The following is a 26,491-nucleotide window of genomic DNA, read 5'->3' on the forward strand; positions in this document are numbered from 1 at the left end:
CAATGTTAAAGAGGTATAGCCGGGTACTTAATAGTGCCTTTGTAGAGGCTTGAGCCGTGTGCTGGGAAACTCGCATGCACGGTTCTTAGGGGGTTGGACGCGGGTAACCGCGTCTGACTACCCGACCAAACCTTGAGCGCACTGATCGAGCAGTTGCGCAAAAACGGGCTGGACCCGGCCACCTTCGAGCGCCTCAAGCAGGTCGCCATCGACCACCAGGCCTGGGCAACCCAAGGCAACAGCGCCCTGGCCAATTATTACTGGGGCGCCCTGGCCGACTACGAGGATGGGCGCTTCAGCGATCCGGCCAAACAAATCAAGGCGCTCAGCCTTGAGGACGCCAATCAGGTGATGCGCCAACTGTTCGCCACGCCCGGCTACCTGCGGATCGAACGGCCGATGCTCAGCTACAACGACCTCTATGGCGTGATCGCACTGGTCGCAGCCGTGCTGCTGGGCGGCGGGTGGATTTGGCGCAAGCGACGGCAAAAGGCCATAACGGCAAGCGCGCATTGAATAGGCTAAGACGCTATCCTGTCAGGGTTTTCCTAGGACCTGTGTGATTCGCGCCAATGCCCATTCTTTTCCAGCGCTTGATCGAGCTGTTCAAGCGTTATCCAGGCGTCTTTGCCCTGGCAGGCTTTATCTCTGGCGTCGGCAGCTTCGTACTGGTCGATCGCCAGGAAAGCCTGGCCAGCTGGATCACCATTGTGATGCTGGTGAGCTGGCTGTGGCTGATGCTCGAGAACAGCTTCACCCGGCTGTTCCGGAGAATCTTCAAGCGCGAGGTACCGCCAGCGGTGCTGCGCTACGCCACCCAGATGATTCACCAGGAAAGCCTGTTCTTCGTCCTGCCGTTCTTTTTCATCACCACCACCTGGAACAGCGGCCAACTGGTGTTCACTGGGCTGCTGGCCCTGGCGGGGCTGGTGTCGATCATCGACCCGCTTTACTACAAATGGCTCGCGCCGCGCCGCTGGCTGTTCCTGGCCCTGCACACCCTGACCCTGTTTGCGGCGATGCTGACGGCCTTGCCGATCATCCTGCACCTGACCACTGCCGAGAGCTTCAAGCTGGCACTGGGCATGGCCATGTTGCTGTCGTTTCCGAGCCTGGCCAGCAGCTTCCCGATCACCACTTGGCGCCGAGGCCTGGGGCTAGTGATGGTGACCCTCGCGGTCGGCGGTTGCGGCTGGCTGCTGCGCTCCTGGGTGCCGCCGGCGACGCTCTGGCTGACCGACGTCGCCGTCACCACCGCGCTTGAGAACCGAACACCAGGCGAGAGCCTCAAGGCGGTCAGCGCCGACAAAGTACGCAGCATCGGCCTCTATGCTTACACGGCGATCAAAGCGCCGCGCGGGCTGGATGAGCGCATCTACCATGTCTGGCAATTCAACGGCAAAGAGGTCGACCGCATCGCCCTGAACATCCATGGCGGGCGCAAGGAAGGCTATCGCGCCTGGACCCACAAGCAGAACTTCCCTGGTAACCCTGTAGGTCGCTGGCAAGTGCGGGTGCTGACCGAGGACGGTCAAGTGATTGGCGTGCTGCGGTTTCGCGTGACCGACGCAATACCGACGCAAGCACCGGCAGCACCGGCAGGCTAGCCTGCCGAGCAGCAGCAGAGCTTCAGCCGAAGAACCAGTAGCAGACCAGAATCGCGGCGATAACACCTGCCAGGTCGGCCAGCAGGGCACAGCCCACCGCATGCCGGGCGCGCTGGATCCCCACCGCGCCAAAGTACACAGCCAATACGTAGAAAGTGGTTTCAGTGCTGCCCTGAATGGTCGCCGCCGCCAGCGCCGGGAAGCTGTCGACGCCGCTGGTTTGCATCGTCTCGATCAGCATCGCTCGGGCGGCGCTGCCGGAGAAAGGCTTGACCAGGGCAGTAGGCAGCGCATCGACAAAGCGCGTGTCCATGCCCAACCATTCGACCAGATGGCGAATCCCATCCAGGCCCAGATCCAGTGCCCCGGACGCGCGCAAAACACCAACGGCGCAGAGCATCGCCACCAGGTAGGGCAACAGGTTCTTGGCCACATCAAAGCCTTCCTTGGCACCCTCGACAAAGCTTTCGTAAACCTTGACCTTCTTCAAGGCACCCAGCAGCACGAACAGCAGGATCAGCCCGAACAGGGTGAGATTGCCCAGCAGCGATGAGAGGTTGGCCAGCGCCGTGGCCGACAGCCCTGCCAGCAGCGCCATGAATGCACCCAGCAATAGCGCCCCCGGAATCAGGTAGGCCAGCACCACCGGATCCCAGAGCCGCAAGCGCTGCATCAGCGCAACCGAGAGCAGCCCGACCAGGGTCGAGGCGCTGGTGGCCAGCAGGATGGGTAGAAACACCAGGGTGGGGTCCAGGGCGCCTTGCTGGGCACGGTACATAAAGATACTGACCGGCAGCAGTGTCAGCGACGAGGCGTTGAGCACCAGGAACAGGATTTGTGCGTTGCTCGCCGTGGTACTGCTCGGGTTCAGCTCCTGCAGCGCACGCATCGCCTTGAGGCCGATCGGCGTGGCGGCGTTGTCCAGCCCCAGGCCGTTGGCGGCAAAGTTCAAGGTGATCAGTCCCAGCGCCGGGTGGCCGGCCGGCACCTCGGGCATCAGCCGGCGAAACAGCGGGCCCAGCACCTTGGCCAGCCAATCGACAATCCCGGCCTTTTCGGCAATCTTCAGAAAGCCGAGCCACAGCGTGAGCGTGCCGAACAGCAGGATCATCACATCCACCGACAGTTTCGCCATGGCGAAGATGCTTTCGACCATCGCCGCGAAGATCCCGGCGTTCCCCCCGATCAGCCACTGTGTCAGTGCCGAGACGGCCGCTACTACGAAAAAGCCGAGCCACAGGCCATTGAGCATCAGATGTCCCCCTAAAAGTTGCTGCGAATGATAGCGGTGCGCGACACCCCGGCGCCAGAAACAACAAAACCCCGCTTGAACGGGGTTTTGTTTATCAGCTCAAAAGCTTACTCGGTGACGGACTTGCCGACCGGGATGGCTTCCTTGCTGCGCCAGTGCGGCAGCGAGTTCCAGTAGCGCTGGCCCTTGGCATCGTCGTACATGCCTTCCCAACGGGCGATGACCAACACCGCCAGGGCGTTCCCAATCACGTTCAGGGCGGTACGGGCCATGTCCATGACACGGTCGACACCGGCGATGAATGCCAAGCCTTCGAGCGGGATGCCCACGCTGCCCAGGGTCGCCAGCAACACCACGAAGGACACGCCCGGTACGCCGGCGATACCTTTGGAGGTGACCATCAGGGTCAGGACCAGCACCATCTGCTGACCGATCGACAGGTCGATGCCGTACAGCTGCGCAATGAAGATGGCTGCAATGCTCTGATACAAGGTCGAACCGTCGAGGTTGAACGAGTAACCGGTCGGCACCACGAAGCTGCAGATGGCCTTCGGTGCACCGTAGGCTTCCATCTTCTCGATGACGCGCGGCAGCACGGTCTCGGAGCTCGCGGTGGAGTAAGCCAGGACCAGCTCATCCTTGAAGATACGCATCAGCTTGATGACCGAGAAGCCGAACAGCTTGGCGATCAGGCCGAGCACCACAAAGGCGAAGAAGGCAATGGCGAAGTAGACCAGCACCACCAGCTTGGCCAGCGGCAGCAGCGAGGCGAAACCGAAGTTGGCGACAGTCACCGCGATCAGGGCAAACACACCGATCGGCGCGTAGTTCATGATCATGTGAGTGACCTTGAACATGGATTCCGAGACGCCCTGGAACATCTTCACCAGCGGCTCGCGAACCTCGGCCTGCAAGCTCGACAGACCCAGGCCGAACAGCACCGAGAAGAAGATGATCGGCAGCATCTCGCCGCGCGCCATGGCCGCGAAGATGTTCGACGGAATCAGGTTGAGGATGGTTTCGATGAACGCATGCTCATGCTGAACCTCAGCCGCGGTCTGCTGGTACTTGGAAATATCGACGGTGCCCAAGGTGCTCATGTCGATGCCGGCACCCGGGTGCACGACGTTCGCCAGCACCAGGCCGACCAGGATCGCGACGGTGGTCACGACCTCGAAGTAGATAATGGTTTTCAGGCCGATGCGGCCCAGCTTCTTCGCATCACCGACACCTGCGATACCGACGATCAGCGAGGCGATAACGATCGGGATCACGATCATCTTGATCAAGCGGATGAAGATGTCACCGGCAGGCTGGAGGATGTTGCTGATCCACCATGCCTTTTCGGCACTGAAGTGGTTAAGCAAGGCACCGATCGCGATACCGAGAACGAGACCGATGAGGATCTGCCAGGCGAGGCTGAGTTTTGCCTTCTTCATGTCATTACCTTTCTTCAAGTGGCCATGCGCATTCACCGGACACCCGCGTTGCAGAGCTGTCAGCAGTCTGTTCCGCGGCTTTTTTGTGTCTGTGAATCGCGCCGAATCAGGTCTTCCGAGGCAAGCGCCAGAGGGCGTCTTCCCGCGAAAAAGGCGCAACTATTCCGATGCGGCCCGGCCCCGTCTAATGCCGTAAACGACTACCCTATGCCGAATCGGCATGACTTTTATCGAGGAAATCCGGCGTCAGAACGGGTCGCGCCAGCGGCGTTCGGAATTCCGAAAATGGCCAAAGCGCCATTATTCGGCCGAATTGGACGTATCCGCCTGGATGCAAAAGGCCATCGTTCGACAATCCGAATGGTGCAAATGAGGGGATGCGGGGGGTAATGCGGGGAGAAAAAAATATCGATATACGGTCGCGCTGTCAGACGTATTCCTGCAAGGAAGCAGGAAAAATAGAAAGGGAAGCAGGGTAAAACAGAATGCCCTACATGAAGCTCTCCGGAAGTCCGGTCGGATCAGTTCACGACGCGCGGACTTCCGTCGCAGCTTCGCCTGACCCGGCCCTCTTCGGAGGCACTCCCTGTACCCCTAGGTCTCTCCGATCCTGAATCAATCAGAGCGTCCCGACCCCATGGTCATGCTCACGCCTTCCTCAGGCGAGAGCAGCAGATAGAAGCTGAAATCGGGAAAAGGTTCAGCCTCTCGGTGAGAACTGTGTCGATACATGTCAGCCTCGTCCACGACGGCCCATGAAGAAAGAAACCACAAACAGCACCAGGAATATAATGAAGAGAATCTTCGCGATACCCGCTGCGGTGCCGGCGATGCCACCGAAGCCCAGGACCGCGGCGACGATAGCAATGATCAGGAAGGCAACTGCCCAGCTCAACATGATGACTCTCCTTTGCGTTTTTAAGGTGTACTGCACGCCTTGGCGGCTTTAAAACACCCAGCGTTGGCTGGGACGTTGCTCCAGCGTCTGGTTGCGATTCAGCACAGAGGTTTTGGTCCCTTGCAGTTGCGACGCATGGACACTCACGGGGCTGTACTGGCTGACGATGGCGGTGCGTTGTTCGATCGGCAGCGGCGGTTTATCAAATTGCCAGGCTTGGTATTGCTGGCCGGCGATCAGTGTCAGCAGCAGACTGAGAGTGGCAAATAACCCTTGGCGTAAAAGCAGGGGAGTGATCGGCCATTGAGCGAGTGATTGGCGATTCATCCTGTGTGTCCTCCCGCTGCGGTTATTGTTGGGTTCATGTAAGGGATATGGCAGCCTGCGTGCCAGTTCTTCTCCTCTACTAAATTATTTTAAATCAATGACTTAAAATCATAGAGCGACCTTTCGGCGAGCATCCTGCACGATCGCCACGCAGGGCTCGGGCGTTTTGCACGACTACTGATTGGCCTTGCCTGCCACCTTCAACAGATCAGCATCTACGCCACGCACGCCCCGTACGTTGCGGGCGATTTCAATGGCCAAGGTCTTCTCTTCGGTACTCATGACCACGCCACCCAGGGTTACCAGGCCGTCCTTGGTGTCGACCTTGATCGTCAGCCCATCAAGGTTACGGCTATATAGAAGGCTGGCTTTGACCTTGGAGGTAATCCAGGCATCGCTCAGGACCGCAGTGGCCTCGGTTGCGGGGTCTTCAGTACGCGAGGCCACCGAATCCTCGCCGCTGATGCTGATCAGGTTGTTCACCTCGTAGACACCCTGAGTATTGCGCGCCAGGTTGCCGGCCAACTCCTTGGCCTCCGGGCTCTTGGCACGGCCTTTCAAGGTGACGACGCCATTGCGCGTGTGCACCTGGATGTCCATCGCTTCAGTGCGGGTGTTCCACAGCAATTTTGATTTGATGGTTGCGGTCAGGGTGGCGTCGTCGAACTGCTGGGCAAACTTTCGCGGGGCGGGGGGCTGATCGGCGAGGCCGGCATTGACCTTCAATTGATTGTCGACCCTTTCTATGCCACGGGTTTGCAGGGCAATCTGCTCGGCCAGGTCGCGCTCGACCTGGGTTTCGACTTCGCCTTCCAGGCGCGCCACGCCTTGTTCGACATCAATACTGATCGTGTAACCGCTTAAATGACGGTTCACCGCAAGCGATGCCCAGATCGATCCTTCCTGGCGGGCTTCTTCCAATTGGCTGGGCAAGTCGCCTTGAGCGGCGTATGAGGACAGCGGCGCCAACAGCAGAAACGAGGCAGTGGCGGTGGCGATAGCCAGCGATTTGAGCGGCTGCATGGCAGGTCTCCTGTGTTCCTTGAAAATTCAAGGAACCTCGCAAGCACCGTGCCGGTCCTTCAAAAAAGAATTAATCGGCTTAGATTCAACCAGATAGGCTCATCTGGAGTAGATAGCTACCATGCATGTCGCCGAATCAACCAGAATTGACCATGCAACTTGCCCGATTTCTACGGGACTAACCAAGACAGTTGATAAAGGAGCGTGAGAAATGGAATCAGCCCAGGAACACCAAGGCCGCATTCTGCTCGTGGACGATGAGTCCGCCATCCTCCGCACCTTCCGATACTGCCTGGAAGACGAAGGCTACAGCGTGGCCACCGCCAACAGTGCGGCGCAGGCTGAGGCGCTGTTGCAGCGTCAGGTTTTCGACCTGTGTTTCCTCGACCTGCGCCTGGGTGAAGACAACGGCCTGGATGTACTGGCGCAAATGCGCATTCAGGCCCCCTGGATGCGTGTGGTGATCGTCACCGCCCATTCGGCCGTGGACACCGCCGTCGATGCGATCCAGGCCGGCGCCGCCGATTATCTGGTCAAGCCCTGTAGCCCCGATCAACTGCGCCTGGCCACCGCCAAGCAACTTGAAGTGCGCCAGCTGTCCGCGCGCCTGGAGGCGCTGGAAGGCGAAATGCGCAAACCCAAGGACGGCCTGGACTCTCACACCCCGGCCATGATGGTGGTGCTGGAAACCGCCCGCCAGGTGGCCACTACCGACGCCAACATCCTGATCCTGGGCGAGTCGGGTACCGGTAAAGGCGAGCTCGCCCAGGCCATTCACGGCTGGAGCAAGCGCTCGAAAAAAGCCTGCGTCACCATCAACTGCCCCTCTCTGAGCGCCGAATTGATGGAAAGCGAACTGTTCGGCCACAGCCGTGGCGCGTTCACCGGTGCCAGCGAAAGCACGCTGGGGCGGGTCAACCAGGCCGACGGCGGCACGCTGTTTCTGGACGAGATCGGTGACTTTCCATTGACCCTGCAGCCCAAGCTGCTGCGCTTTATCCAGGACAAGGAGTACGAGCGGGTGGGTGACCCGGTTACGCGCCGCGCCGATGTGCGCATCCTCGCGGCTACCAACCTGATTCTCGAAGACATGGTCCGCGAGGGACGCTTCCGGGAAGACCTGCTCTACCGCCTGAACGTCATCACCCTGCACTTGCCGCCTCTGCGCGAGCGCAGCGAAGACATCCTGACCCTGGCCGAGCGCTTTCTGGCGCGCTTCGTGAAAGAGTACGCGCGCCCGGCCCGGGTGTTCAGCGAGGCAGCACAGGCGGCCTTGCTGAACTATCGTTGGCCGGGGAACATCCGCGAGCTGCGCAACGTGATCGAACGGGCCAGCATCATTTGCCCTCAGGAGCGCGTCGAAGTGAGCCACCTTGGCATGGCCGAACAACCGACCAACAACGCCCCGCGCATTGGCGCCGCACTGAGCCTGGACGAGCTTGAAAAAGCTCATATCGGCGCAGTGCTCGCCACCAGCGACACGCTCGACCAAGCCGCCAAAACGCTGGGCATCGATGCCTCGACGCTCTATCGCAAACGCAAACAGTACAACTTATGAAATGGTCGATGAGGCTGCGCACGCGGCTTTTCCTGAGCATCTCGGCGCTGATCACAGTGGCATTGCTGGGGGTCGTGCTGGGCCTGGTCAGTGTGATCCAGATGGCCCGCTATCAGGACTCGATCGTTCGCGACAGCTTCGTCAACCTGGACCTGGGCATCAAGCTGCGTCAGAACCTGGGCGATCAGTTGATGATCATGCTCAACGACTCGCCCGACCTTGAGCGGTTGCAACAAACCCAGGCGGGCTTTGCGCAGATACTCAAGCAGGGCGTGGAACAGGATCAACGCACGGGCAGCCACGATTTCGTTCGGGTCAGCGATGACTACAGCCATTTTCTCGATGCCTACGCGCAGGTGGGCAATGTCGCGAATAATCCAGGCAACAACACACAGCTGACCAACGCGTTCAATGCTGTGCGCAGCAGCCTGGTTGAAGCACAGAAAAAAGCGGTCGAAGACGTCAGCGCTCTCCAGCACGACTCCAAACATCGGGCGCTGCTGGTCTCGGCCTTGCTCGGGCTGGTCGGGTTGGCGGTACTGCTGATCGGCGTGACCACCGCCCACGGCATCGCCCGTCGCTTCGGCCAACCCATCGAAGCCCTGGCCAAGGCCGCCGACCAGATCGGCCAAGGCGATTTCGACCTGCAATTGCCTCAATCCTCGGCCATGGAAATCAACCAGCTCACTCACCGCTTCGACAGCATGGCCCAGGCGCTGCGCAAGCATCAGGCGACCAACGTCGATGAGCTGCTGGCCGGTCAGCAACGGTTGCAGGCGGTACTCGACAGCATCGATGACGGCCTGTTGATGATCGACCGCCAGGGCCGCCTGGAACACTTGAACCCCGTGGCACAGCGCCAGTTGGGTTGGGAGGATGACCGAGTCGGCATGAGCCTCGAACAGGCGCTGCCGCAACCCGGGCTGGATGACCAACTGCAGCTAGTCCTGCGCGGCGGCAATCTGGAGCGCGTACCCGAGGACCTGAGTTTCGAGATCGAAGGTGAAGCACGGTTGCTGTCCTACAGCCTGACACCGGTGAGCCATACCCAGGGGCATATTCTCGGTGCGGTCATGGTCTTGCACGACGTCACTGAACAGCGCGCCTTTGAACGCGTACGCAGCGAGTTCGTGTTGCGGGCCTCCCACGAACTGCGCACCCCGGTCACCGGCATGCACATGGCCTTCGGTCTGTTGCGCGAACGCCTGCACTTTGCCACGGAGTCTCGCGAGCACGACCTGATCGAAACCATCGATGAGGAAATGCAGCGCCTGGTTCAATTGATCAATGACCTGCTGAATTTCTCCCGCTACCAGAATGGCCTGCAAAAACTGACGCTCGCACCCTGTTCGATCGATGATTTGCTGAGCCGGACCCGGGACCGCTTCCATGACCCGCTGGCACAGAAAAACATCGAGCTGTTGATCGAACTGGAGGCGCCGCTGCCGCACGTACAAGCCGACCAGGCGCAACTGGAGCGGGTCATGGACAACCTGTTGGACAACGCCGTTCGCCACACGCCTGCAGCCGGCAAGATCCGTCTGCAGGCGCGGCGCCACGCCGAGCGGGTGATCATCAGCGTCGAAGACAATGGCGAAGGGATTGCTTACGGCCAGCAAGGCCGGATTTTCGAGCCCTTCGTGCAAGTGGGCCGCAAAAAGGGCGGTGCCGGCCTGGGCCTGGCGCTGTGCAAGGAGATCGTCCAGCTGCACGGCGGGCGCATGGGCGTCTACTCGCGCCCCGGGCAAGGGACCCAGTTCTACATGGCCTTACCGATCTGAACAGAGGGTCACTCAGGGCTCATCGTCGATACGGCGGCCACCCATGCGCCGCCCACGGGTAACCAACTCAGCGAACTGCCGGGCGCTGAGCGGATGGGCGAACAACCAGCCCTGGCCGTAATTCACGCCTTCGCTGTTGAGCAGCAAGGCCTGGGCTTCGTATTCGATCCCTTCGGCAATCACGCGCAACTCCAGGGCATGGGCCATGCGGATGATATGCGGTGCCACACCGCTGCTGGCGGCGTCATGGCCCAACGCATCGATGAAAGCCTTGTCGATTTTCAGGCAGTCCACCGGCAACGTTTGCAAGTAGGCGAGGCTGCAATAGCCCGTGCCGAAGTCATCGATCAGGACTTTGTGCCCGACATCGCGCAGCGCTTGCAGGTTATCCCGCGCAACCACCACATCAATCAACCCGCGCTCAGTGACTTCAAAGGCAATCTGGCTGGCCGACACATGGTGAATGGCCAGCAACCGCGCCGTCACGCCGCCAATACGTGGCGCCATCACATCGCAGGCGGCCAGGTTCACGGAAATATAAAGGTGGGGGTTGGCGCGCAGCACATGACCCAGTTGCTCCAGCAGTTGCTGAATCACAAAGTCGGTGATTTCGCGGATTTGCCCGGTGTTTTCCGCAAGCGGGATAAACAGGTCAGGGCTGGTCAGGGTGCCGTCCGGCCGACGCCAGCGCACCAGGGCTTCCGCACCGACGCAACGGCGGCTGTTGAGTTCGAAGATGGGTTGGTACAACACCTGCAACTCACCACGGCGCAGTGCGCCTTGCAGTTCACCACTGAGCGAACGGCGCTGGCTGATCACCTGCAACACCAGCCAACCGATGCACCAGGCCAACAGCAGGCTGCCGGGAAACAGCAGCCACAATACCGTGTTCATGCGCAGCTGGTTGCTGGGCCGCGGGGTCATCAGCACCAGTTGATAGTCCGGCGAGTTGGTTGGCATCCGATAGATCAGCAGATCGGACAATACCACCAGGGCTTGTTGGGTTTGCGGCGGCCACTGCTCAGAGGGCGGCCAGATCTGCGGCGGCCCCAGCACCGGAATCGCCCGGGTGTCGTTGTCCAGTATTACCAACAGGCTACCGTTGGGGGGCAAGTCAACCACATCACTCAGGTGACCGCGCGACGTGGAGACCCGAAACTTGCCTCGTCCCAGCATCAAGGCGGCAAGGTTGTCGTTGGGTTGAGTGGTGGTATTGAGCCAATAGCTGTAGGTGGGGCCCTGAATATCCGGCACGCGCAACGGGTCGACCACTTCTTCGCCAAAACGGCTGGAGCAGGAATGAACACCATCAACGTAGGAGGCTTCATAGACAAAGCGGTACTGGAAAGCCACTTGCTGCAGAGTTGAAACCATCTTGGGACTGCAGCTGCGCAAGGGTTGGGCCTCGAGCAAATCGACGCCTTCGCGCAACTGGCCGAAAATTTGTTCCAATCGTTCGAGAAACCGTTCGCCCTGAGCATTCATTTGCTCACTTTCACCCTGCTGCAACTGATGCATGGCCAGCCCCAGGCTCGCCAGCAACAGCAGGATCGCACTCCCTGCAGCCGCCAGCGTCGCCAGTAACCAAGGACGATAAAAAAGGCTGCGGATGAGCGACAGGGCAGAAGACATGCACAATATCCATTCGAATACTCAGAGGTATAGCAATGGACTGCCCTTTCAGCCTGCCCGTTGGGCGGAGTTATTTCATCGCATGCCATTGAGGACTTGCAAGATAGCCGCTGTCTGGGCGTCGGGCTGGCCGTCGAAACGCTCCGGGCGAAAATGCATCTGGAATGCGGCGATCACGTGATGCGTCGTCACATCAAACTCGCCGGTTTGAGCAATGGCGTAACCGAAACGCGCCAGCTGCTGTTGATACCAGGCAGCGCTGGGGGGGTTGAAGTCGAAGCGCATCTTTTGCCGAGCCACTGCCTGGTCATTCGGCCAGATGCCGATACCCTCCTGGGCCAGTCGCTTCCACGGGAACAATGGGCCTGGATCGAGCTTGCGCAGCGGTGCGATGTCGCTATGGCCAATGATATTGCGCGGCTCGATGTTATTGCGCTTGATGATGTCCTTGAGCAACGCCGCCAGGGACTGGTACTGGGCCTCAGAGTAGGGGTACCAGAGACGGCCATTGGGTGTGTCGTCGTAGCCCTTGTTGACGATTTCAATACCGATCGAGCTTGAGTTGAGCCAGGTTCGGCCCTGCCATTCGCTCTCGCCGGCATGCCAGGCGCGCCGATTTTCATCGACCAACTGGAAGATGGTGGCCGGCTCGCTGCCAATCAGGTAATGGCTGCTGACCTCACCTTTGGTCAGCAAGTCCAGCGATTGATCCTGCGAGGCATTGGTGTAATGCAGAACCACGAATTGAACCCGGCCGTCCTGGTTGACCGAAGAGTGGCTGCGGTCGATACGCGGACCGCTGGCGCAACCTGCCAGGAGCAGGAGCGTGAGGGATGTCAGCAATAGCTTCATAGGAAAAAGGAACACAACCGTGTGGGCAGTAATGCAATAGCATAACGGAGCCGCTATAACGGCGGTGGACTAAACCGAAGCTAATGGGTTGCCAAATGCTTGCGGCACTTATAAGCCCACGAGCTGGACTCAGGCAGGCTCGACCTGGTTCCGACCGGCATCCTTGGCCCGGTACAGCGCCTGATCGGCACGCTGGAATGCCAGTTCGCTTCGTTCACCGACTCTGAAGCCAGTCATACCGATGGATACAGTAATCGTGACCGGCTCACCCTTGAAGTGAAACGGGCATGCCTGGACTGCGAGGCGCAAGCGCTCAACCTGGCGCATGCCATCGATCATCGCAGTCGCCGGCATGAGCAGGACAAACTCTTCACCACCAAAGCGGGCGATGAAATCCGTCGGCCGCAGGCGCTTGCGCAGTTCATTGGCGACGATCTTCAACACCTTGTCACCGGCCAGGTGGCCGTAGCTGTCGTTGACCCGCTTGAAATGGTCCAGATCCAGTATCGCCAGCAACAGGCTTGAACCGTTCTGCTGAGCGTCTGCCACTTCCTGTTCCAGGCGCTCGGTCCAGGCCGCTCGGTTGGCAAGCCCGGTCAACGGGTCGATCAGGGCTTTCTGGCGTTGCTCTTCAAGATGCTCGCGATAACCCTGGGCTTCCTGTTCCATGTGCGTGACCCGCTCCGCCAGGCCCTGAAGCCTGGCTGCGACTTCCTGTTCGCGCCGGTCACGTTGCTGCTGGTGTTCATCCATGGTCCCCAGCAAGCCTTCCAGGCGTCTTTCCAGCACCTGCTTGAGGCTGTCCAGGTCGGCGGCGTCCTGGACGCTGGTTTGCAGGCCGTCGACCTGTTCACGCAACTGGTTGTTCAATTCCCGCGCGACCGAGCTGTTGTCGGCATGTCCTTCGCTGGCTTCTTGCAGGTGGCTCTGGAACGACTCGAGGCGCTCGTTGAGCTGTTTGAGGTAGACCTGGAATTCCTGCTGACCGCTGTCGTTGATCGCCAGCATCAAAACCGCCAGATCATCGAGAATCGGCAGCAGCTCGTACCAGTTCAGGCCATGTTCAAGACGGCTGCGCATGGACTGCGCCTGCGGCTGATAATTTTCCGGCAGGTTCAGCTCATCGAGCAGTCCCAGCAGGGTTTCTTCAATATGCACGGCTACCGAGCTGTAGGAAGGTTCGACGGTGTCCGGCAACGAGTAAGGCCCCTCGTCAGGGGAATTTCCAGCGACATCAACTTCAGGCGCTTCGCTGTTCGCAACATCGTCCTGCGCCACATCGGCCGGGGGCGTTTCGATATCCGGCAGTTTCAGTTCTGGCGATTCGACTGGGGTCAGAGGATCCGGCAGCGATCGCCGCTCGTCCACGTTGACCACAACCGATGGAAATTCCGGTGCCCGGATCTCTAATTGCATCGCAGGGCCTGCTGCAAGCGCTACCTCCTGCTCCGCCTCACGCGCACCGAACAATCGCTGTAACAACCCTGGACGCACCACGTGGTGTTCGTTCGTCAGGGAAGCCAGCGCCTGACCTTGCAACCCGCTGAGCTCACCCAACAGCAGCGGAATTTCGCGCGACTGACTGGCGCGCAACTCCACTTGCCTGGAGAACTTCTTCAGCGGACGGCTGACATCGCTCGACAACGGCAGCGCCTGCAACTGCGAGACCAGCGCCGACAAGGCGCTCGCGACCTGGGCCACACGGGTTTCGCGGCGCTGCTCGGAATCCAGTACGGTTCTTTCCAGGCGAGGGATCAGGGCACTGAGGGCGGCGTCCATGTTGTCGATACGCACCACCTCGCGCATCTCCTTCATGCACTGATCGACAGCGCGATCGACCCCTTCGGCCGCCAGGGTGCTGCGTACCAGGCCACGGCGCAGCAAGTCGAGGCGCGCCTCCCAGCGGCGCTCGAGCTTTTCCTGGTCTTCGATGCTCTGAAGGTACTTTTCTTTCCAGCGCAGGGCTTCGTCGGTCATGCCGCGGGTCCGCGAGAGGGCGGGCTCAAGGCGGGATACGCATCGGCCGCATAGGAATCGGGTAAACGGATCTCTACCGCGACCGGCAGATGATCGGAAATAGGTTGGGCCAGCACCTGGACACGTTCCAGCGTCAGGCTTGGGCTAAGCAAAATGTGATCAAGACAACGTTGCGGGCGCCAACTCGGGAAGGTGGCTTCCATCTGCGGTGCCAGCAGCCCCAGATCACGCAGGGGCGAATGTTGCAGCAGGTCAGTGGCGTGGGTATTCATATCGCCCATCAACACCTGATGGCGGTAGCCACCGATCAATTCGCGAATATAGGCCAATTGCCGGGTACGGGTACGAGCGCCCAGCGCCAGGTGCATCATTACCACGACCAATGCGTCCGCGCCCTCGCCGAACCGCACCAGGATCGCACCACGACCGGCAGGGCCGGGCAGCGGATGGTCTTCGATGATGCGGGGTTTGAGCCGGCTGAGAACGCCATTGCTGTGCTGGGCGAGGCGGCCCAGATTGCGATTGAGTTGCTGGTACCAGTAAGGGAAGCCACCCAGGTGGGCCAGGTGCTCGACCTGATTGACGTAGCCGGAGCGAAGGCTGCCGCCGTCGACTTCCTGCAGGGCGACCAGGTCGAAGTCATTCAACAGGTCGCCAATCTTCTGCAGGTTGGTCGCACGCCCAGTGTGCGGCAGCACATGCTGCCAACCACGGGTCAGGTAATGGCGGTAGCGTTCGGTGCTGATGCCAACCTGAATATTGAAGCTGAGCAACCGCAGCCGGCCGTCTGGCGGCAGCCCGCTTGCCTGCACATGGTGCTCGTTGACCCGCGGATCATGCTGGCCAACGAGGCGTTCACTTCTCCAGCGCGTCAAGGAAATGTGCGCCGCTTACTGGGCGGCGCGCTCCTTGGCGATCAGCTGGTCGGCAACGTTCAGCGTCGCCTCGGGACCACCGGCGCTGCCGAGGTCAAAGCGATACTTGCCATTGACGACCATGGTTGGCACACCGGTAACCTCGTACTGCTTGGCAAGCTCCCGGGCTTTGGTCATCTGGCCTTTGATGGCGAATGAGTTGAAGGTGGCCAGGAACTTGTCCTTGTCGACGCCTTGGGTCGCCAGGAACTTGGCCATTTCGTCCGGAGTCGCCAGTTTCTTGTGTTCTTTCTGGATCGCTACGAACACAGCCTGGTGAACCTTGTGCTCCACACCCATCGCTTCAAGGGTCAGGAACAACTGGCCGTGGGCATCCCAAGGACCGCCGAACAGGGCCGGGATACGAACGAAGTTAACATCCTGAGGCAGCTTCTCGACCCATGGATTGATGGTCGGCTCGAACGCGTAGCAGTGCGGGCAGCCATACCAGAACAGCTCGACCACTTCGATCTTGCCTGGGGTCGCCACTGGCACCGGCTTGCTCAGCTCGACATAGGTTTTACCTGCCTCCAGAGGCACATCCGCCGCCTGTGCGCTCATACCGAACACGCTGGCAGCCACGAGAGCGGCGCTGAGAATCAGTTTACGCATGCTTTACTCCTGAGCATAAAAGGGTCGCCCCGGTGCGACTGGCTTATGACCCGCCGGCACGAGGTTGAGTTCGCTAGTGTAACGGTAGCCGCCATAAAAAAGGGTGGCCAGGGCCACCCTTTTTCTGCCCGAACAGGCGATGCATTGAGGAGGAAATTATTGCCGGACATGTAAGAACTTCACGGCAAGCCTTCCTCTGGTCCTTAATGCAGGCCCTGAACGTAGCTGCCCAGCGCCTCGATATCCTTGTTGCTCAGCTTGGCGGCGATGCTGCGCATCACCATTGTGTCGCCGTCGTTGGTGCGGTTGCCTTCGCGAAAGTCCGTCAACTGCTTGGCCACGTACTGAGCATGCTGGCCACCCAGGTGCGGGAAGCCGGCGGCGGCATTGCCAGTACCGTTGGGCGAATGGCAACCGGTACACGCCGGCATGCCCTCAGCAATCTTGCCGCCACGGAACAGCGCTTCGCCCTTGGCCACCAGATTAGGATCGGCGGCGCCGACGCTGCCTTTCTGGCTGGCGTAGTAGGCGGAAAGGTCCGCCAGATCCTGATCGCCAAGGTTGGTCAACAGCCCGGTCATTTCCAGTACCTGGCGCTTGCCCGACTTGATATCGTGCAACTGCTTGTTCAGGTAACGCTCACCCTGGCCTGCAATTTTTGGAAAGTTCGGCGCCATGCTATTGCCGTCCGGACCGTGACACGCGCCACAGACAGCAGCTTTGGCCTGGCCGGCAGCAACATCGCCCGCGGCATGGGCCATCCCAGTAACGCCCAAGGTCAACAGCAGACTCACGATTAATTTGTTCATCAGCTAATCCAACTACGGCTAAGGGTGAAAGATTTAATGTCTCGGAACTATTGGCTCATCCACTGGATGACAGCTCGGTAATCCTCGGCATTGCAGTCCATGCACAATCCACGCGGCGGCATTGCCTTGAAACCCTGGGTAACATGTTGCACCAGCGTTTCCGTGCCCTTGTCCAATCTTGGTGCCCAGGCTTTTACATCACCTTTTTCGGGCGCCGCAGGCAGTTGACCGGCATGACAGGCCCCGCAGGCGCGGTCGAACACCGCTTGCGGATCCTGTGCAGCCTGAACGCTGTAAAACGGCAACATGAAACCGGCAGCTAGTAGCCAGTTCGTCATAAAACGGCCTTTTCAGGGCTGGGGATGCACTGCGTTCTACGGCGCAATTCAGGTCTGGCCCCCCCCGGTGAGCTTTCTCCTGCGCTGGGACAAAACGCACACAAAATCTGAGGCATTATATACTCCAGTTATTGAAACGGAAACGACACCGCTTACCGAGCCCTCTCGGCAACGCCCCAACCGGAACTCCCATGCAACTCAAAAACCCGATCCTCGGCCTGTGCCAACAAGCCACCTTCTCCATCAGCGCAGCCAAAGTCGACCAGTGTCCACCGGACGAGGGTTACGAGGTGGCCTTCGCCGGCCGTTCCAACGCCGGCAAATCCAGCGCGCTGAACACCCTGACCCACGCCAGCCTGGCCCGCACCTCGAAAACCCCGGGGCGCACTCAGCTGCTCAATTTCTTCAGTCTGGACGACGATCGCCGTCTGGTCGACCTGCCGGGCTACGGATATGCCAAAGTGCCCATCCCGCTCAAGCAACACTGGCAGCGTCATCTGGAAGCCTATCTGGGCAGCCGTGAGAGTTTGAAAGGCGTGATCCTGCTGATGGACATCCGCCACCCGATGACCGATTTCGACCGGATGATGCTCGACTGGTCCGTGGCAAGCGGTATGCCAATGCATATCCTGCTGACCAAGGCCGACAAACTGACCTACGGCGCGGCCAAGAACGCGCTGCTGAAAGTACAGGCGGAAATTCGCAAGGGTTGGGGCGATGCCGTCAGCATTCAGCTATTCTCCGCACCCAAGCGTATGGGCCTTGAAGAGGCCTACGTGGTGCTGGCACGCTGGACTGAATTGCCTGACAAGGTTGCGGAATAACGCCCTGCGCCAAATCGCAGGCAAAAAAAACCCCGGACTTCTATGGGGAGGGGGAAGTTCGGGGTTTAAGGTTCCGGACCGCTAGGGCGGGGTCCAGATATCTGCCAACACTTAACACAACATAGGAGCATTGAAGGGCTTCACCAGCCATTCAGTTACTCTGAGTCGAGCTTCACGGATTTAGTTCCCGAGAAGTTTGGAAACTGTTTGCGATAAGGTTGGAAATTTCCGGCACTAATGGCCTGGTGCCTTGAATGGCTGCGATGGCAAGTCGCAGCCAAAGGCCCGGAATCAGTGGGCTTCGTCCCAGTTTGCGCCAACTCCGACTTCAACCAGCAGCGGCACATCCAGCGTTGCCGCGCCGCTCATGTGCGGGCGAATTTCCCGGCTGACCTGATCCACCAGGTCTTCGCGAACCTCCAGCACCAATTCATCGTGTACCTGCAAGATCACTTTGGCATCCAGGCCCGAGGTCTGTAGCCAGCCATCCACCGTCACCATCGCGCGCTTGACGATATCGGCGGCGGTGCCTTGCATCGGCGCGTTGATCGCTGTGCGTTCAGCGCCTTTGCGCAAGGCCGGGTTCTTGGCGTTGATATCCGGCAGGTACAGGCGCCGCCCGAACAGGGTTTCGACAAACCCTTGCTCTGCCGCCTGAGCGCGGGTGCGTTCCATATAGCCGAGCACGCCCGGGTAACGCGCGAAGTAGCGATCGATGTAATCCTGAGACTGCTTGCGGTCGACACCGATCTGCTTGGCCAGACCAAAGGCACTCATGCCGTAGATCAAGCCGAAGTTGATGGCCTTGGCGCTGCGACGCTGATCGGTGGTGACCTCTTCCAGCGCTACACCGAAAACTTCGGCAGCGGTGGCGCGGTGCACGTCGAGGTTATTGCGGAAGGCGTGCAGCAGGCCTTCGTCCTTGGCCAGGTGGGCCATGATCCGCAATTCGATCTGCGAGTAATCCGCTGCCAGCAACTTGTACCCTGGCGGCGCAATGAAGGCCTGACGAATACGCCGCCCTTCGGCGGTACGGATCGGGATATTTTGCAGGTTCGGGTCACTGGAGGACAAACGACCCGTTGCCGCCACGGCCTGATGGTAAGAAGTGTGGATTCGCCCGGTACGCGGGTTGATCTGCTCTGGCAGGCGGTCGGTGTAGGTGCTCTTGAGCTTGCTCAGGGAGCGATACTGCATCAGCACCTTGGGCAGCGGGTAATCCTGCTCGGCCAGTTCCGCCAGCACCGCTTCGGCGGTCGAGGCCTGCCCCTTGGCGGTTTTGTTGAGGATCGGCATGCCGAGCTTTTCGTAGAGGATCACGCCCAGCTGCTTGGGCGAACCGAGGTTGAATTCCTCACCGGCGATCTCGAACGCCTCACGCTCGAGCGCGACCAGCTTGTCGCCCAACTCCACGCTCTGAAGCCCCAGCAGGTTGGCATCGACCAGGGCGCCCTGGCGCTCGATCTTCGCCAGCACCGGCACCAACGGCATCTCGATGTCGGTCAGTACCGACTGCACGCTTGGCGTCTTCGCCAGGCGCTCCTGCAAGGCGTAGTGAAGGCGCAGCGTGATATCGGCGTCTTCGGCGGCATAAGGACCGGCCTGCTCCAGAGCGATCTGGTCGAAAGTCAGCTGCTTGGCACCCTTGCCGGCGATATCCTGGAAGCTGATGGTGGTGTGATCCAGGTACTTCCGGGCCAGGCTGTCCATGTCATGACGGGTAGCGGTGGAGTCGAGCACATAGGACTCGAGCATGGTGTCGTAAGCGACACCTTGCATATGGACGCCGTTGGCTTGATCACCGCCAATCGCGCAATTTTCCAGGATGTTCATGTCGTATTTGGCGTGCTGGCCGACCTTGATCCTGGTCGGGTCTTCCAGCAGCGGCTTGAGCGCCAGCAACACGGTGTCGCGGTCCAGCTGCGCGGGGACGCCCATGTAGGAATGGGTCAGGGGCACATAGGCCGCTTCATGGGGCTGCACGGCGAAGGACACACCCACCAACTGGGCCTGCTGGGCGTCGAGACCGGTGGTCTCGGTGTCGAAAGCGATCAGATCAGCCGCCTGCAGTTTTTTCAGCCAGGCATCGAAACGGCTTTGGTCAAGAATGGTTTCGTAGTTGACCGCTACCTCGGCCTGGGGCTCTTCAGCTACCAGTTCCTGCCCGGTGCGTCGGACCTCGCGCTGCAATTCATCGACCCAGCTCTTGAATTCAAGCTCGGTGTAGAGCGCCAGCAAGGCATCACGGTCCGGCTCGCCACACACCAGCGCATCGACTTCAACGTCCAGCGGCACATCAATCTTGATTGTCGCCAGTTCATAAGACAGGAAGGCCGCCTGACGGTGCTCTTCGAGCTTGGCTGGCAGGGTCTTGGCGCCACGGATGGCCAGGGTCGGGACCTTGTCGAGGTTGTCGTACAGCTCTTTCAAGCCGCCTTCTACGCCTAGCAGCAGCCCTACGGCGGTTTTTTCACCGACACCCGGAACGCCAGGAATGTTGTCGACCTTGTCGCCCATCAGCGCCAGGAAGTCGATGATATGTTCGGGACCGACGCCAAATTTCTCCTTCACACCAGCCACGTCCATCACGCTACCGGTCATGGTGTTGACCAGCGTAATGTGGCCATCGACCAGCTGGGCCATGTCCTTGTCGCCAGTGGAAATAATCACTGGGCGCCCGGCCGCGGCGCTGCTGCGGGCCAGAGTACCGATCACGTCGTCGGCTTCGACGCCTTCAACGCACAGCAATGGGTAGCCCAGCGCGCGCACACTTTGGTGCAGCGGCTCGATCTGCAACCGTAGGTCATCGGGCATACTGGGGCGGTTGGCCTTGTACTCGGCGTACATTTCGTCGCGAAAAGTCCCGCCCTTGGCGTCGAAGACGACCGCGAACAGGCTGTCCGGATACTGCTTGCGCAGGCTCTTGAGCATGTTCAACACGCCTTTGACGGCGCCGGTCGGCAAACCCTTGGAGGTGGTCAGTGGCGGGAGCGCATGAAAGGCGCGGTACAGGTAAGAAGAACCGTCCACCAGGACGAGGGGTGCTTGGCTCATGAGCAGAATCAACCTTTTCGACGGGTCCGGCGCTAGAATGACCGGATCATTGACGACAAAGGGACAAGGTTATCATGCGCACACTCAATCGCCTGTTACTGGCAGGTCTGATGGCAACCTGCCCGGTCGTGGCGCTGGCCGCAGAAGATGCGCCTTCGGCCGATCCGGATGTCACCATTCGCCAGGAGGGCGACAAAACGATCCAGGAGTATCGCCAGAATGGGTTTCTTTATGCAATCAAGATCACCCCGAAAAACGGCAAACCGTACTTCCTGGTACGTGCAGACGGCACCGATGCGAACTTTATCCGCTCCGACCAACCCGACATGCTGATTCCGTCGTGGAAGATCTTTGAGTGGTAAGGTCGCACCTTTCTATCAACCGGGTACTTCGCTGAAGAAGTGCCATCATGGGCAATTTTTGATCATGTCAGTCTTCACCCCCCTGGCCCGGCCTGAGCTGGAAACCTTCCTAGCCCCTTACGGCCTCGGCCGCCTGCGTGATTTCCAGGGGATTGCTGCCGGAACCGAAAACAGCAACTTCTTCATCAGCCTGGAGCAGGGCGAGTATGTGCTGACCCTGGTCGAGCGCGGGCCAGTCCAGGATTTGCCGTTCTTCATTGAGCTGCTCGATGTGCTGCACGACGCCGACCTGCCCGTGCCTTACGCCCTGCGTACCACCGACGGCATCGCCTTGCGCGAGCTGGCGGGCAAGCCGGCGTTGCTGCAACCACGGCTGCCGGGCAAGCACATCAAGGAACCCAATGCCCAACACTGCGTGCAAGTGGGCGAGCTGTTGGCGCACCTGCACCTGGCAACCCAGCCACGGGTACTGGAGCGCAAGACCGATCGCGGCCTGGACTGGATGCTGGAAGCCGGCACGGAGCTGATGCCGCGCCTGAGCGCCGAGCAAACCGAACTGCTGAAGGCTGCGCTGGCGGAAATCGACCAAGCCAAGGCGCAGATCCTCGCACTGCCGCGAGCGAACCTTCACGCCGACCTGTTCCGCGACAACGTGCTATTCGAAGGCACGCACCTGACCGGCCTGATCGATTTCTACAACGCCTGTTCAGGCCCGATGCTGTATGACCTGGCCATCACCCTGAATGACTGGTGCTGCGACGAGGACGGTGTGATCGAGCACAGCCGTGCCCGGGCCTTGCTGGGTGCCTATGCGGCGCTGCGGCCGTTCACGGCCTGTGAAGCCCAGTTGTGGCCGATCATGCTGCGCGTGGCCTGCGTTCGATTCTGGCTGTCGCGGTTGATTGCGGCGGAGTCGTTCGCCGGCCTCGACGTGTTGATTCACGACCCGAGCGAGTTCGAGGTGCGACTGGCATCGCGCCAGAAGGTCGATATTCCGCTGCCGTTTGCGCTCTGAACTGAGCGCAAGCTTTTGACTTTGTGGGGGCGCGCTCGCGATGCAGGCGCTGCGGTTTGTCTGTCAAACCGCGCTGAACCTATCGCGAGCAAGCTTGCTCCCACAGGGTGTATGCCTGATCCAGATTTGCCAGGCCCCAAGGTTCAGTTTTAGAGCTGCTCCAGACAACTCGCCAGGTCATTAGCAAGATTCTCCAGCAACCGCGCATAGCCCTTGCCGTCGACTGGCACGCTCGCCCCCAGGGCGTCGAGTTCGGCCAGCTTCACCGGCAACCCGGCCGTCAGGGTTTCGGCCAGCCGTGGGCGCAAGGGCGGCTCGCTGAAGACACAGGTTTTGCCAACCTGCTGCAAGCGCGCACGCATGGCTGCCACATGCTGGGCGCCAGGCTGGAGTTCTGCCGCCACACTGAACACACCTGTGTGCTTGAGACCATACGCTTCTTCGAAGTAGTCAAAGGTTTCATGGAAAACAAAGTAGGGCTTGCCCGATATACCGGCGACTCGTGCCTTGAGGCGCTGATCCAGTGCATCCATCGAGGCGTTGAAGGCCGCCAGGTTGCTTTGGTAGCGCGCAGCGTTCGCAGGATCGGCCTCACGCAGGTCTGCCGCCATACGCGCGGCGATCACCCGGGCATTGACCGGGGACAGCCACAGGTGGGCATCCAGGCTGCCGGGGCGATGGTCATGATCGTGGTCCGAAGTTTCTTCTTCGTCATGCGAGTGGCTGTCTTCGCCAAAGTGACGCAAGTGCAGGCCCGGCAATGTCTGCAGGGCAACGCTTGGCTTGCTGCGGTTTTGCAGCACACGGGGCATGAAGCCTTCCAAATCAGGGCCGATCCAGTACAGCAATTCGACGTCACCCACGCGCCGCACATCCGAAGGACGCAGCGCGTAGTGGTGGGGAGATGCACCCGGTGGCAGCAGCACTTCCGGGATGCCGACGCCGTCCTGCACAGCAGCGGCGATCAGCTGCAGCGGCTTGATGCTGGTCAGCACCCGGACTTCGGCCTGCGCGGGGCTGAACACGACAAGGCTTGCGAAAAAAGCGACAAACAGAGCAAAAAGTCGGGACACGGGGAACACTCAAGGCGGCTGGAACAGGTAACATAATAACGTCTCTCACGGAAATCGTCGCCGCCCATGCCTATTACCCCGCTGGCCAACCGTCCCCACGACCATTCCCATTGCGTTCACAGCGCCCTGTCCGAGGCGGATGCGCTGTGCGCTCGCCAAGGCCTGCGCCTGACCGCATTGCGTCGTCGCGTGCTGGAGCTGGTCTGGCAAAGCCACAAGCCGCTGGGGGCATATGACATTCTCGCGGTGCTCAGCGAGCAGGACGGCCGTCGCGCAGCGCCGCCCACGGTGTACCGAGCGCTCGACTTTCTGCTGGAGAACAGCCTGGTCCACCGTATCGCCTCGCTCAACGCCTTTATCGGTTGCAGCCACCCCGAGCATGCACACCAGGGGCAATTTCTGATCTGCCGCGAATGCCACGTGGCCATCGAGCTTGAGCAAAAAACCATCAGCAACGCGATCATCAGCAGTGCCGAGGCGGTGGGCTTCAGCGTTGAAACGCAAACCGTCGAAGTGGTCGGGCTTTGCTCGAGCTGCCGGGGGGCGTAATGAGCACTGCATTGATTCGTCTTGAAAAAGTGGCAGTGACCATCGCCGGGCAAAACGTGCTGGACGATATCCAGCTGAGCGTCGAACCCGGTCAGATCGTCACCCTGATCGGCCCCAACGGCGCCGGCAAGACCACCCTGGTGCGAGCGGTGCTCGGGTTGCTCAAGCCCACGACCGGCAGCGTCTGGCGAAAACCGAAACTGCGTATCGGCTACATGCCGCAAAAGCTCCACGTCGACCCGACACTGCCGTTATCGGTGCTGCGCTTTCTGCGCCTGGTACCTGGCGTCGATCGCGCCCGGGCACTGGCGGCACTCAAGGAAGTGGGCGCCGAACAGGTGATCGACAGCCCGATCCAGACCGTTTCCGGTGGCGAAATGCAACGCGTGCTGCTGGCCCGGGCGCTGCTGCGCGAACCCGAATTGCTGGTGCTCGATGAACCGGTCCAAGGCGTCGACGTAGCCGGCCAGGCCGAGCTGTACAGCCTGATTACCCGCTTGCGCGACCGCCACCAGTGCGGCGTGCTGATGGTCTCCCACGACTTGCACCTGGTGATGAGCACCACTGACCAGGTGGTCTGCCTCAATCGCCACGTTTGTTGTTCCGGCCACCCGGAGCAGGTCAGCGGCGATCCGGCCTTCGTCGAACTGTTCGGCAATAACGCACCGAGCCTTGCGATTTATCACCATCACCATGACCACGCCCACGACCTGCATGGCTCGGTGGTGCTCACCCCTGTTAGCGGACATGTGCACGGAGAACACTGCAAGCATGGCTGATTTTCTGTTTTACGCCCTGCTCGCAGGTTTATCCCTGGCGGTGGTTGCAGGCCCACTCGGCTCTTTTGTGGTCTGGCGGCGCATGGCCTATTTTGGCGACACCCTGTCACATGCCGCATTGCTTGGTGTGGCGCTGGGTTTCCTGCTGGATGTCAGCCCGGCCATCGCGGTCACGGTCGGCTGCCTGTTGCTGGCAATCCTGCTGGTGACGCTGCAACAACGCCAGCCGCTGGCGTCCGACACGCTCTTGGGGATCCTGGCGCCCAGCACTTTGTCGCTGGGCCTGGTGGTGCTCAGCTTCATGCATGATGTGCGCATCGACTTGATGGGCTACCTGTTCGGTGACCTGCTGGCGATCAGCCCGACCGACCTTGCCTGGATTCTCGGCGGCAGCGCCGGTGTACTCCTGCTGCTGGTGGCCCTGTGGCGCCCGTTACTGGCGATTACCGTGCACGAAGAGCTGGCGACCGTTGAAGGCCTGCCGGTCGCTGCCTTGCGCATGACGCTGATGCTGTTGATTGCGGTGGTGATCGCCGTGGCCATGAAAATCGTCGGCGTGCTGTTGATCACCTCGCTGCTGATCATTCCGGCCGCCGCCGCGCAACGCCATGCGCATTCTCCCGAGCAAATGGCACTGGGCGCCAGCCTGTTGGGGATTTTCGCGGTGTGCAGCGGCCTGGCATTGTCGTGGTTCAAGGACACCCCGGCCGGGCCATCGATCGTGGTCGCGGCGGCGGTGCTATTCTTGTTGAGTTTCGCGCTGCCTAAACGTTGAGATGAGGCAGGGTGGTTACACCCTGCGACATCAAAACCAGCGGCACAACGTGAACAGTTATTTTCGAGCCAAAGGACTGGGTGTAGACTTGCTCGTTTTTTGCGCAAACAGAGAGTCGCAGGAATGAAGCCGTTCGCCTCACGTTATCTGCTCCTTGCCGCGTTTTCTTTTTTGTTGGCCGCTTGCCAAACCAAGCCTGCCGACACTGTCGCCGTTCCTGCCGAGCCCGAGGGCTACCAGCAATTGGCCCAAAGCATCGCCAGCAGCGAGTTGGCGACCGCAGAAGACCAGTTGGCAGCCCTGCAGGCCAAGACACCCGATGATCCCCGCCTGGTGCAGTACCAGCGCCAGCTGGCCGAGGCCTACCTGCAACGCAGCCAGATCGTGCTGCAAAAAGGCGACGTCAATGCAGCGGCCACCGCCCTGGCGCGGGCGCGCGTTCTGATGCCCAAGGCTCCCGCCCTCACCGGCGGCGTCAATGGCGCCATCGCCCAGGCTCGCAAGGCCGAGCTCGAAAAGATTGAAGCAGCGCTTATTGAAGCGGAAGCCAAGCCGAAGGCCAAGGTCATTGACCCAAGCGCCCCGAGTACTGTGGTTGCGCTGAAAATCAACGATATTGCACAGCTTCGCCAGCAACTGGATGACATTGCCGCCGATGTAGTCAATTACAACTGCACTGTGGTCTTCCAGGTGCCACGCACCGAAGATTACCCGTGGCTGTCTACCCTGCTTAACAAACGCGTCACTCACCGAGACGCCGATTTCGCGTTACAGCAGAGCCGCGAGATTCACCGCAAGTTGCCCGCGCAGATCGTGCTGACCCCCGCTCAACCTTGACACAAACCTGATGCAGGAGCGGCGGTCCGGCCTTGGGCGCCGGTTATGCGGTTCAGGCTTCACCGCGTGAACGAAATCGGGAAACTTGATCGCATCCTGGAATGTTATTCCCCACCCCGCCTTCAGGGTGTTCTGGTTATCGGCAACCTTCACACCCTGATCAGTTCTGCGCGATGGCGCTCTCAGTAGTGACTGGTGTGCTGT

24 protein-coding genes and 2 pseudogenes are annotated in these 26,491 nt (G+C 60.3%); 11 read left to right on the plus strand and 15 right to left on the minus strand.

Features of this window, described 5'->3' with window-relative positions; genetic code table 11:
• Window positions 1-123: 123 nt before the first annotated feature.
• Window positions 124-516 (plus strand): annotated as a pseudogene (locus GUY40_RS18745) (insulinase family protein); the annotation flags it as partial.
• A 56-nt stretch (window positions 517-572) separates the two neighbouring features.
• Complete coding sequence (locus tag GUY40_RS18750) at window positions 573-1,607, plus strand: DUF5924 family protein (protein WP_166570396.1); 1,035 nt, start codon at window positions 573-575, stop codon at window positions 1,605-1,607.
• Between the two features lie 22 nt (window positions 1,608-1,629).
• Here the strand turns inward: GUY40_RS18750 and GUY40_RS18755 are convergent, their stop codons facing one another.
• The 5 genes from GUY40_RS18755 to GUY40_RS18775 form a co-directional block, all read right to left on the minus strand.
• Window positions 1,630-2,859 carry a nucleoside recognition domain-containing protein gene (locus GUY40_RS18755; RefSeq protein ID WP_166570397.1) on the minus strand — a complete coding sequence of 410 codons (1,230 nt, stop codon included), beginning with the start codon at window positions 2,857-2,859 and terminating at the stop codon, window positions 1,630-1,632.
• 107 nt (window positions 2,860-2,966) lie between these two features.
• Complete coding sequence (gltP, locus tag GUY40_RS18760) at window positions 2,967-4,298, minus strand: glutamate/aspartate:proton symporter GltP (RefSeq protein ID WP_166570398.1); 1,332 nt, start codon at window positions 4,296-4,298, stop codon at window positions 2,967-2,969.
• A gap of 733 nt (window positions 4,299-5,031) precedes the next feature.
• Window positions 5,032-5,196, minus strand: a complete 165-nt coding sequence (locus GUY40_RS18765) for a DUF1328 domain-containing protein (protein WP_166570399.1) — start codon at window positions 5,194-5,196, stop codon at window positions 5,032-5,034.
• A 48-nt stretch (window positions 5,197-5,244) separates the two neighbouring features.
• Window positions 5,245-5,523 (minus strand): hypothetical protein, encoded by a 279-nt coding sequence (locus GUY40_RS18770; RefSeq protein ID WP_166570400.1) that lies wholly within the window; start codon window positions 5,521-5,523, stop codon window positions 5,245-5,247.
• Window positions 5,524-5,697: 174 nt separating this feature from the next.
• On the minus strand, window positions 5,698-6,546 hold the full coding sequence (locus tag GUY40_RS18775; RefSeq protein WP_166570401.1) for a BON domain-containing protein: 849 nt from the start codon (window positions 6,544-6,546) through the stop codon (window positions 5,698-5,700).
• A 211-nt stretch (window positions 6,547-6,757) separates the two neighbouring features.
• Between GUY40_RS18775 and algB the strand changes: the two genes are divergently transcribed.
• Window positions 6,758-8,104 carry a sigma-54-dependent response regulator transcription factor AlgB gene (gene algB, locus GUY40_RS18780; protein ID WP_166570402.1) on the plus strand — a complete coding sequence of 449 codons (1,347 nt, stop codon included), beginning with the start codon at window positions 6,758-6,760 and terminating at the stop codon, window positions 8,102-8,104.
• Complete coding sequence (locus tag GUY40_RS18785; RefSeq protein WP_166570403.1) at window positions 8,101-9,885, plus strand: ATP-binding protein; 1,785 nt, start codon at window positions 8,101-8,103, stop codon at window positions 9,883-9,885. Before algB ends, GUY40_RS18785 begins: the two co-directional genes overlap by 4 nt.
• A 12-nt stretch (window positions 9,886-9,897) precedes the next feature.
• Here GUY40_RS18785 and GUY40_RS18790 read toward each other — a convergent pair whose 3' ends face one another.
• The 7 genes from GUY40_RS18790 to GUY40_RS18820 form a co-directional block, all read right to left on the minus strand.
• Entirely contained in the window at window positions 9,898-11,517 is a 1,620-nt protein-coding gene (locus GUY40_RS18790; RefSeq protein ID WP_166570404.1) for an EAL domain-containing protein, read from the minus strand.
• Window positions 11,518-11,592: 75 nt separating this feature from the next.
• Entirely contained in the window at window positions 11,593-12,369 is a 777-nt protein-coding gene (locus GUY40_RS18795; protein WP_166570405.1) for an N-acetylmuramoyl-L-alanine amidase, read from the minus strand.
• A 129-nt stretch (window positions 12,370-12,498) separates the two neighbouring features.
• Window positions 12,499-14,346: a GGDEF domain-containing protein gene (locus tag GUY40_RS18800; protein WP_166570406.1), complete on the minus strand. Its 1,848-nt coding sequence runs from the start codon at window positions 14,344-14,346 to the stop codon at window positions 12,499-12,501.
• Window positions 14,343-15,221 (minus strand): endonuclease/exonuclease/phosphatase family protein, encoded by an 879-nt coding sequence (locus GUY40_RS18805; RefSeq protein ID WP_166570407.1) that lies wholly within the window; start codon window positions 15,219-15,221, stop codon window positions 14,343-14,345. Before GUY40_RS18805 ends, GUY40_RS18800 begins: the two co-directional genes overlap by 4 nt.
• A 15-nt stretch (window positions 15,222-15,236) precedes the next feature.
• Complete coding sequence (locus GUY40_RS18810; protein WP_166570408.1) at window positions 15,237-15,872, minus strand: thiol:disulfide interchange protein DsbA/DsbL; 636 nt, start codon at window positions 15,870-15,872, stop codon at window positions 15,237-15,239.
• Window positions 15,873-16,075: 203 nt separating this feature from the next.
• A complete protein-coding gene (locus GUY40_RS18815; protein WP_166570409.1) occupies window positions 16,076-16,681 on the minus strand; it encodes a cytochrome c in 606 nt (201 codons plus the stop codon).
• Window positions 16,682-16,728: 47 nt separating this feature from the next.
• Window positions 16,729-17,019, minus strand: a complete 291-nt coding sequence (locus tag GUY40_RS18820) for a cytochrome c5 family protein (protein ID WP_166570410.1) — start codon at window positions 17,017-17,019, stop codon at window positions 16,729-16,731.
• A 191-nt stretch (window positions 17,020-17,210) separates the two neighbouring features.
• On the opposite strand from GUY40_RS18820, the gene yihA reads away from it, so the two are divergent.
• Entirely contained in the window at window positions 17,211-17,843 is a 633-nt protein-coding gene (gene yihA, locus GUY40_RS18825) for a ribosome biogenesis GTP-binding protein YihA/YsxC (RefSeq protein WP_166570411.1), read from the plus strand.
• Window positions 17,844-18,134: 291 nt separating this feature from the next.
• On the opposite strand, the gene polA is transcribed toward yihA, so the two are convergent.
• Complete coding sequence (polA, locus tag GUY40_RS18830; protein WP_166570412.1) at window positions 18,135-20,897, minus strand: DNA polymerase I; 2,763 nt, start codon at window positions 20,895-20,897, stop codon at window positions 18,135-18,137.
• Between the two features lie 74 nt (window positions 20,898-20,971).
• Between polA and GUY40_RS18835 the strand changes: the two genes are divergently transcribed.
• Both GUY40_RS18835 and GUY40_RS18840 read left to right on the plus strand, forming a co-directional pair.
• Window positions 20,972-21,259, plus strand: a complete 288-nt coding sequence (locus tag GUY40_RS18835) for a DUF2782 domain-containing protein (RefSeq protein ID WP_166570413.1) — start codon at window positions 20,972-20,974, stop codon at window positions 21,257-21,259.
• 64 nt (window positions 21,260-21,323) lie between these two features.
• Window positions 21,324-22,274, plus strand: coding sequence for a homoserine kinase (locus GUY40_RS18840; RefSeq protein WP_166570414.1), 951 nt, complete (start codon window positions 21,324-21,326; stop codon window positions 22,272-22,274).
• A 149-nt stretch (window positions 22,275-22,423) separates the two neighbouring features.
• Here GUY40_RS18840 and GUY40_RS18845 read toward each other — a convergent pair whose 3' ends face one another.
• A complete protein-coding gene (locus GUY40_RS18845; RefSeq protein ID WP_371924852.1) occupies window positions 22,424-23,347 on the minus strand; it encodes a zinc ABC transporter substrate-binding protein in 924 nt (307 codons plus the stop codon).
• Window positions 23,348-23,413: 66 nt separating this feature from the next.
• Between GUY40_RS18845 and zur the strand changes: the two genes are divergently transcribed.
• From zur to GUY40_RS18865, 4 genes are all read left to right on the plus strand, one after another.
• Window positions 23,414-23,896, plus strand: a complete 483-nt coding sequence (gene zur, locus GUY40_RS18850; RefSeq protein ID WP_166570416.1) for a zinc uptake transcriptional repressor Zur — start codon at window positions 23,414-23,416, stop codon at window positions 23,894-23,896.
• Window positions 23,896-24,675 carry a zinc ABC transporter ATP-binding protein ZnuC gene (znuC, locus tag GUY40_RS18855; RefSeq protein ID WP_166570417.1) on the plus strand — a complete coding sequence of 260 codons (780 nt, stop codon included), beginning with the start codon at window positions 23,896-23,898 and terminating at the stop codon, window positions 24,673-24,675. The genes zur and znuC overlap by 1 nt, the downstream gene beginning before the upstream one ends.
• Window positions 24,668-25,450 carry a zinc ABC transporter permease subunit ZnuB gene (znuB, locus tag GUY40_RS18860; protein WP_166570418.1) on the plus strand — a complete coding sequence of 261 codons (783 nt, stop codon included), beginning with the start codon at window positions 24,668-24,670 and terminating at the stop codon, window positions 25,448-25,450. The genes znuC and znuB overlap by 8 nt, the downstream gene beginning before the upstream one ends.
• 123 nt (window positions 25,451-25,573) lie before the next feature.
• Complete coding sequence (locus tag GUY40_RS18865) at window positions 25,574-26,287, plus strand: PA5502 family lipoprotein (RefSeq protein WP_166570419.1); 714 nt, start codon at window positions 25,574-25,576, stop codon at window positions 26,285-26,287.
• A gap of 33 nt (window positions 26,288-26,320) precedes the next feature.
• Here GUY40_RS18865 and GUY40_RS28850 read toward each other — a convergent pair.
• Window positions 26,321-26,386 (minus strand): annotated as a pseudogene (locus GUY40_RS28850) (hypothetical protein); the annotation flags it as partial.
• Window positions 26,387-26,491: the final 105 nt, after the last annotated feature.

It is taken from the genome of Pseudomonas sp. R5(2019), from assembly GCF_009905435.1.
Classification (GTDB): domain Bacteria; phylum Pseudomonadota; class Gammaproteobacteria; order Pseudomonadales; family Pseudomonadaceae; genus Aquipseudomonas.

Coding starts and splice junctions, on each gene's coding strand:
- GUY40_RS18750 (WP_166570396.1), top strand. CDS start 573: ATGCCCATTCTTTTCCAGCGCTTGATCGAGCTGTTCAAGCGTTATCCA.
- GUY40_RS18755 (WP_166570397.1), bottom strand. CDS start 2,859: ATGCTCAATGGCCTGTGGCTCGGCTTTTTCGTAGTAGCGGCCGTCTCG.
- gltP (WP_166570398.1), bottom strand. CDS start 4,298: ATGAAGAAGGCAAAACTCAGCCTCGCCTGGCAGATCCTCATCGGTCTC.
- GUY40_RS18765 (WP_166570399.1), bottom strand. CDS start 5,196: ATGTTGAGCTGGGCAGTTGCCTTCCTGATCATTGCTATCGTCGCCGCG.
- GUY40_RS18770 (WP_166570400.1), bottom strand. CDS start 5,523: ATGAATCGCCAATCACTCGCTCAATGGCCGATCACTCCCCTGCTTTTA.
- GUY40_RS18775 (WP_166570401.1), bottom strand. CDS start 6,546: ATGCAGCCGCTCAAATCGCTGGCTATCGCCACCGCCACTGCCTCGTTT.
- algB (WP_166570402.1), top strand. CDS start 6,758: ATGGAATCAGCCCAGGAACACCAAGGCCGCATTCTGCTCGTGGACGAT.
- GUY40_RS18785 (WP_166570403.1), top strand. CDS start 8,101: ATGAAATGGTCGATGAGGCTGCGCACGCGGCTTTTCCTGAGCATCTCG.
- GUY40_RS18790 (WP_166570404.1), bottom strand. CDS start 11,517: ATGTCTTCTGCCCTGTCGCTCATCCGCAGCCTTTTTTATCGTCCTTGG.
- GUY40_RS18795 (WP_166570405.1), bottom strand. CDS start 12,369: ATGAAGCTATTGCTGACATCCCTCACGCTCCTGCTCCTGGCAGGTTGC.
- GUY40_RS18800 (WP_166570406.1), bottom strand. CDS start 14,346: ATGACCGACGAAGCCCTGCGCTGGAAAGAAAAGTACCTTCAGAGCATC.
- GUY40_RS18810 (WP_166570408.1), bottom strand. CDS start 15,872: ATGCGTAAACTGATTCTCAGCGCCGCTCTCGTGGCTGCCAGCGTGTTC.
- GUY40_RS18815 (WP_166570409.1), bottom strand. CDS start 16,681: ATGAACAAATTAATCGTGAGTCTGCTGTTGACCTTGGGCGTTACTGGG.
- GUY40_RS18820 (WP_166570410.1), bottom strand. CDS start 17,019: ATGACGAACTGGCTACTAGCTGCCGGTTTCATGTTGCCGTTTTACAGC.
- yihA (WP_166570411.1), top strand. CDS start 17,211: ATGCAACTCAAAAACCCGATCCTCGGCCTGTGCCAACAAGCCACCTTC.
- polA (WP_166570412.1), bottom strand. CDS start 20,897: ATGAGCCAAGCACCCCTCGTCCTGGTGGACGGTTCTTCTTACCTGTAC.
- GUY40_RS18835 (WP_166570413.1), top strand. CDS start 20,972: ATGCGCACACTCAATCGCCTGTTACTGGCAGGTCTGATGGCAACCTGC.
- GUY40_RS18840 (WP_166570414.1), top strand. CDS start 21,324: ATGTCAGTCTTCACCCCCCTGGCCCGGCCTGAGCTGGAAACCTTCCTA.
- zur (WP_166570416.1), top strand. CDS start 23,414: ATGCCTATTACCCCGCTGGCCAACCGTCCCCACGACCATTCCCATTGC.
- znuC (WP_166570417.1), top strand. CDS start 23,896: ATGAGCACTGCATTGATTCGTCTTGAAAAAGTGGCAGTGACCATCGCC.
- znuB (WP_166570418.1), top strand. CDS start 24,668: ATGGCTGATTTTCTGTTTTACGCCCTGCTCGCAGGTTTATCCCTGGCG.
- GUY40_RS18865 (WP_166570419.1), top strand. CDS start 25,574: ATGAAGCCGTTCGCCTCACGTTATCTGCTCCTTGCCGCGTTTTCTTTT.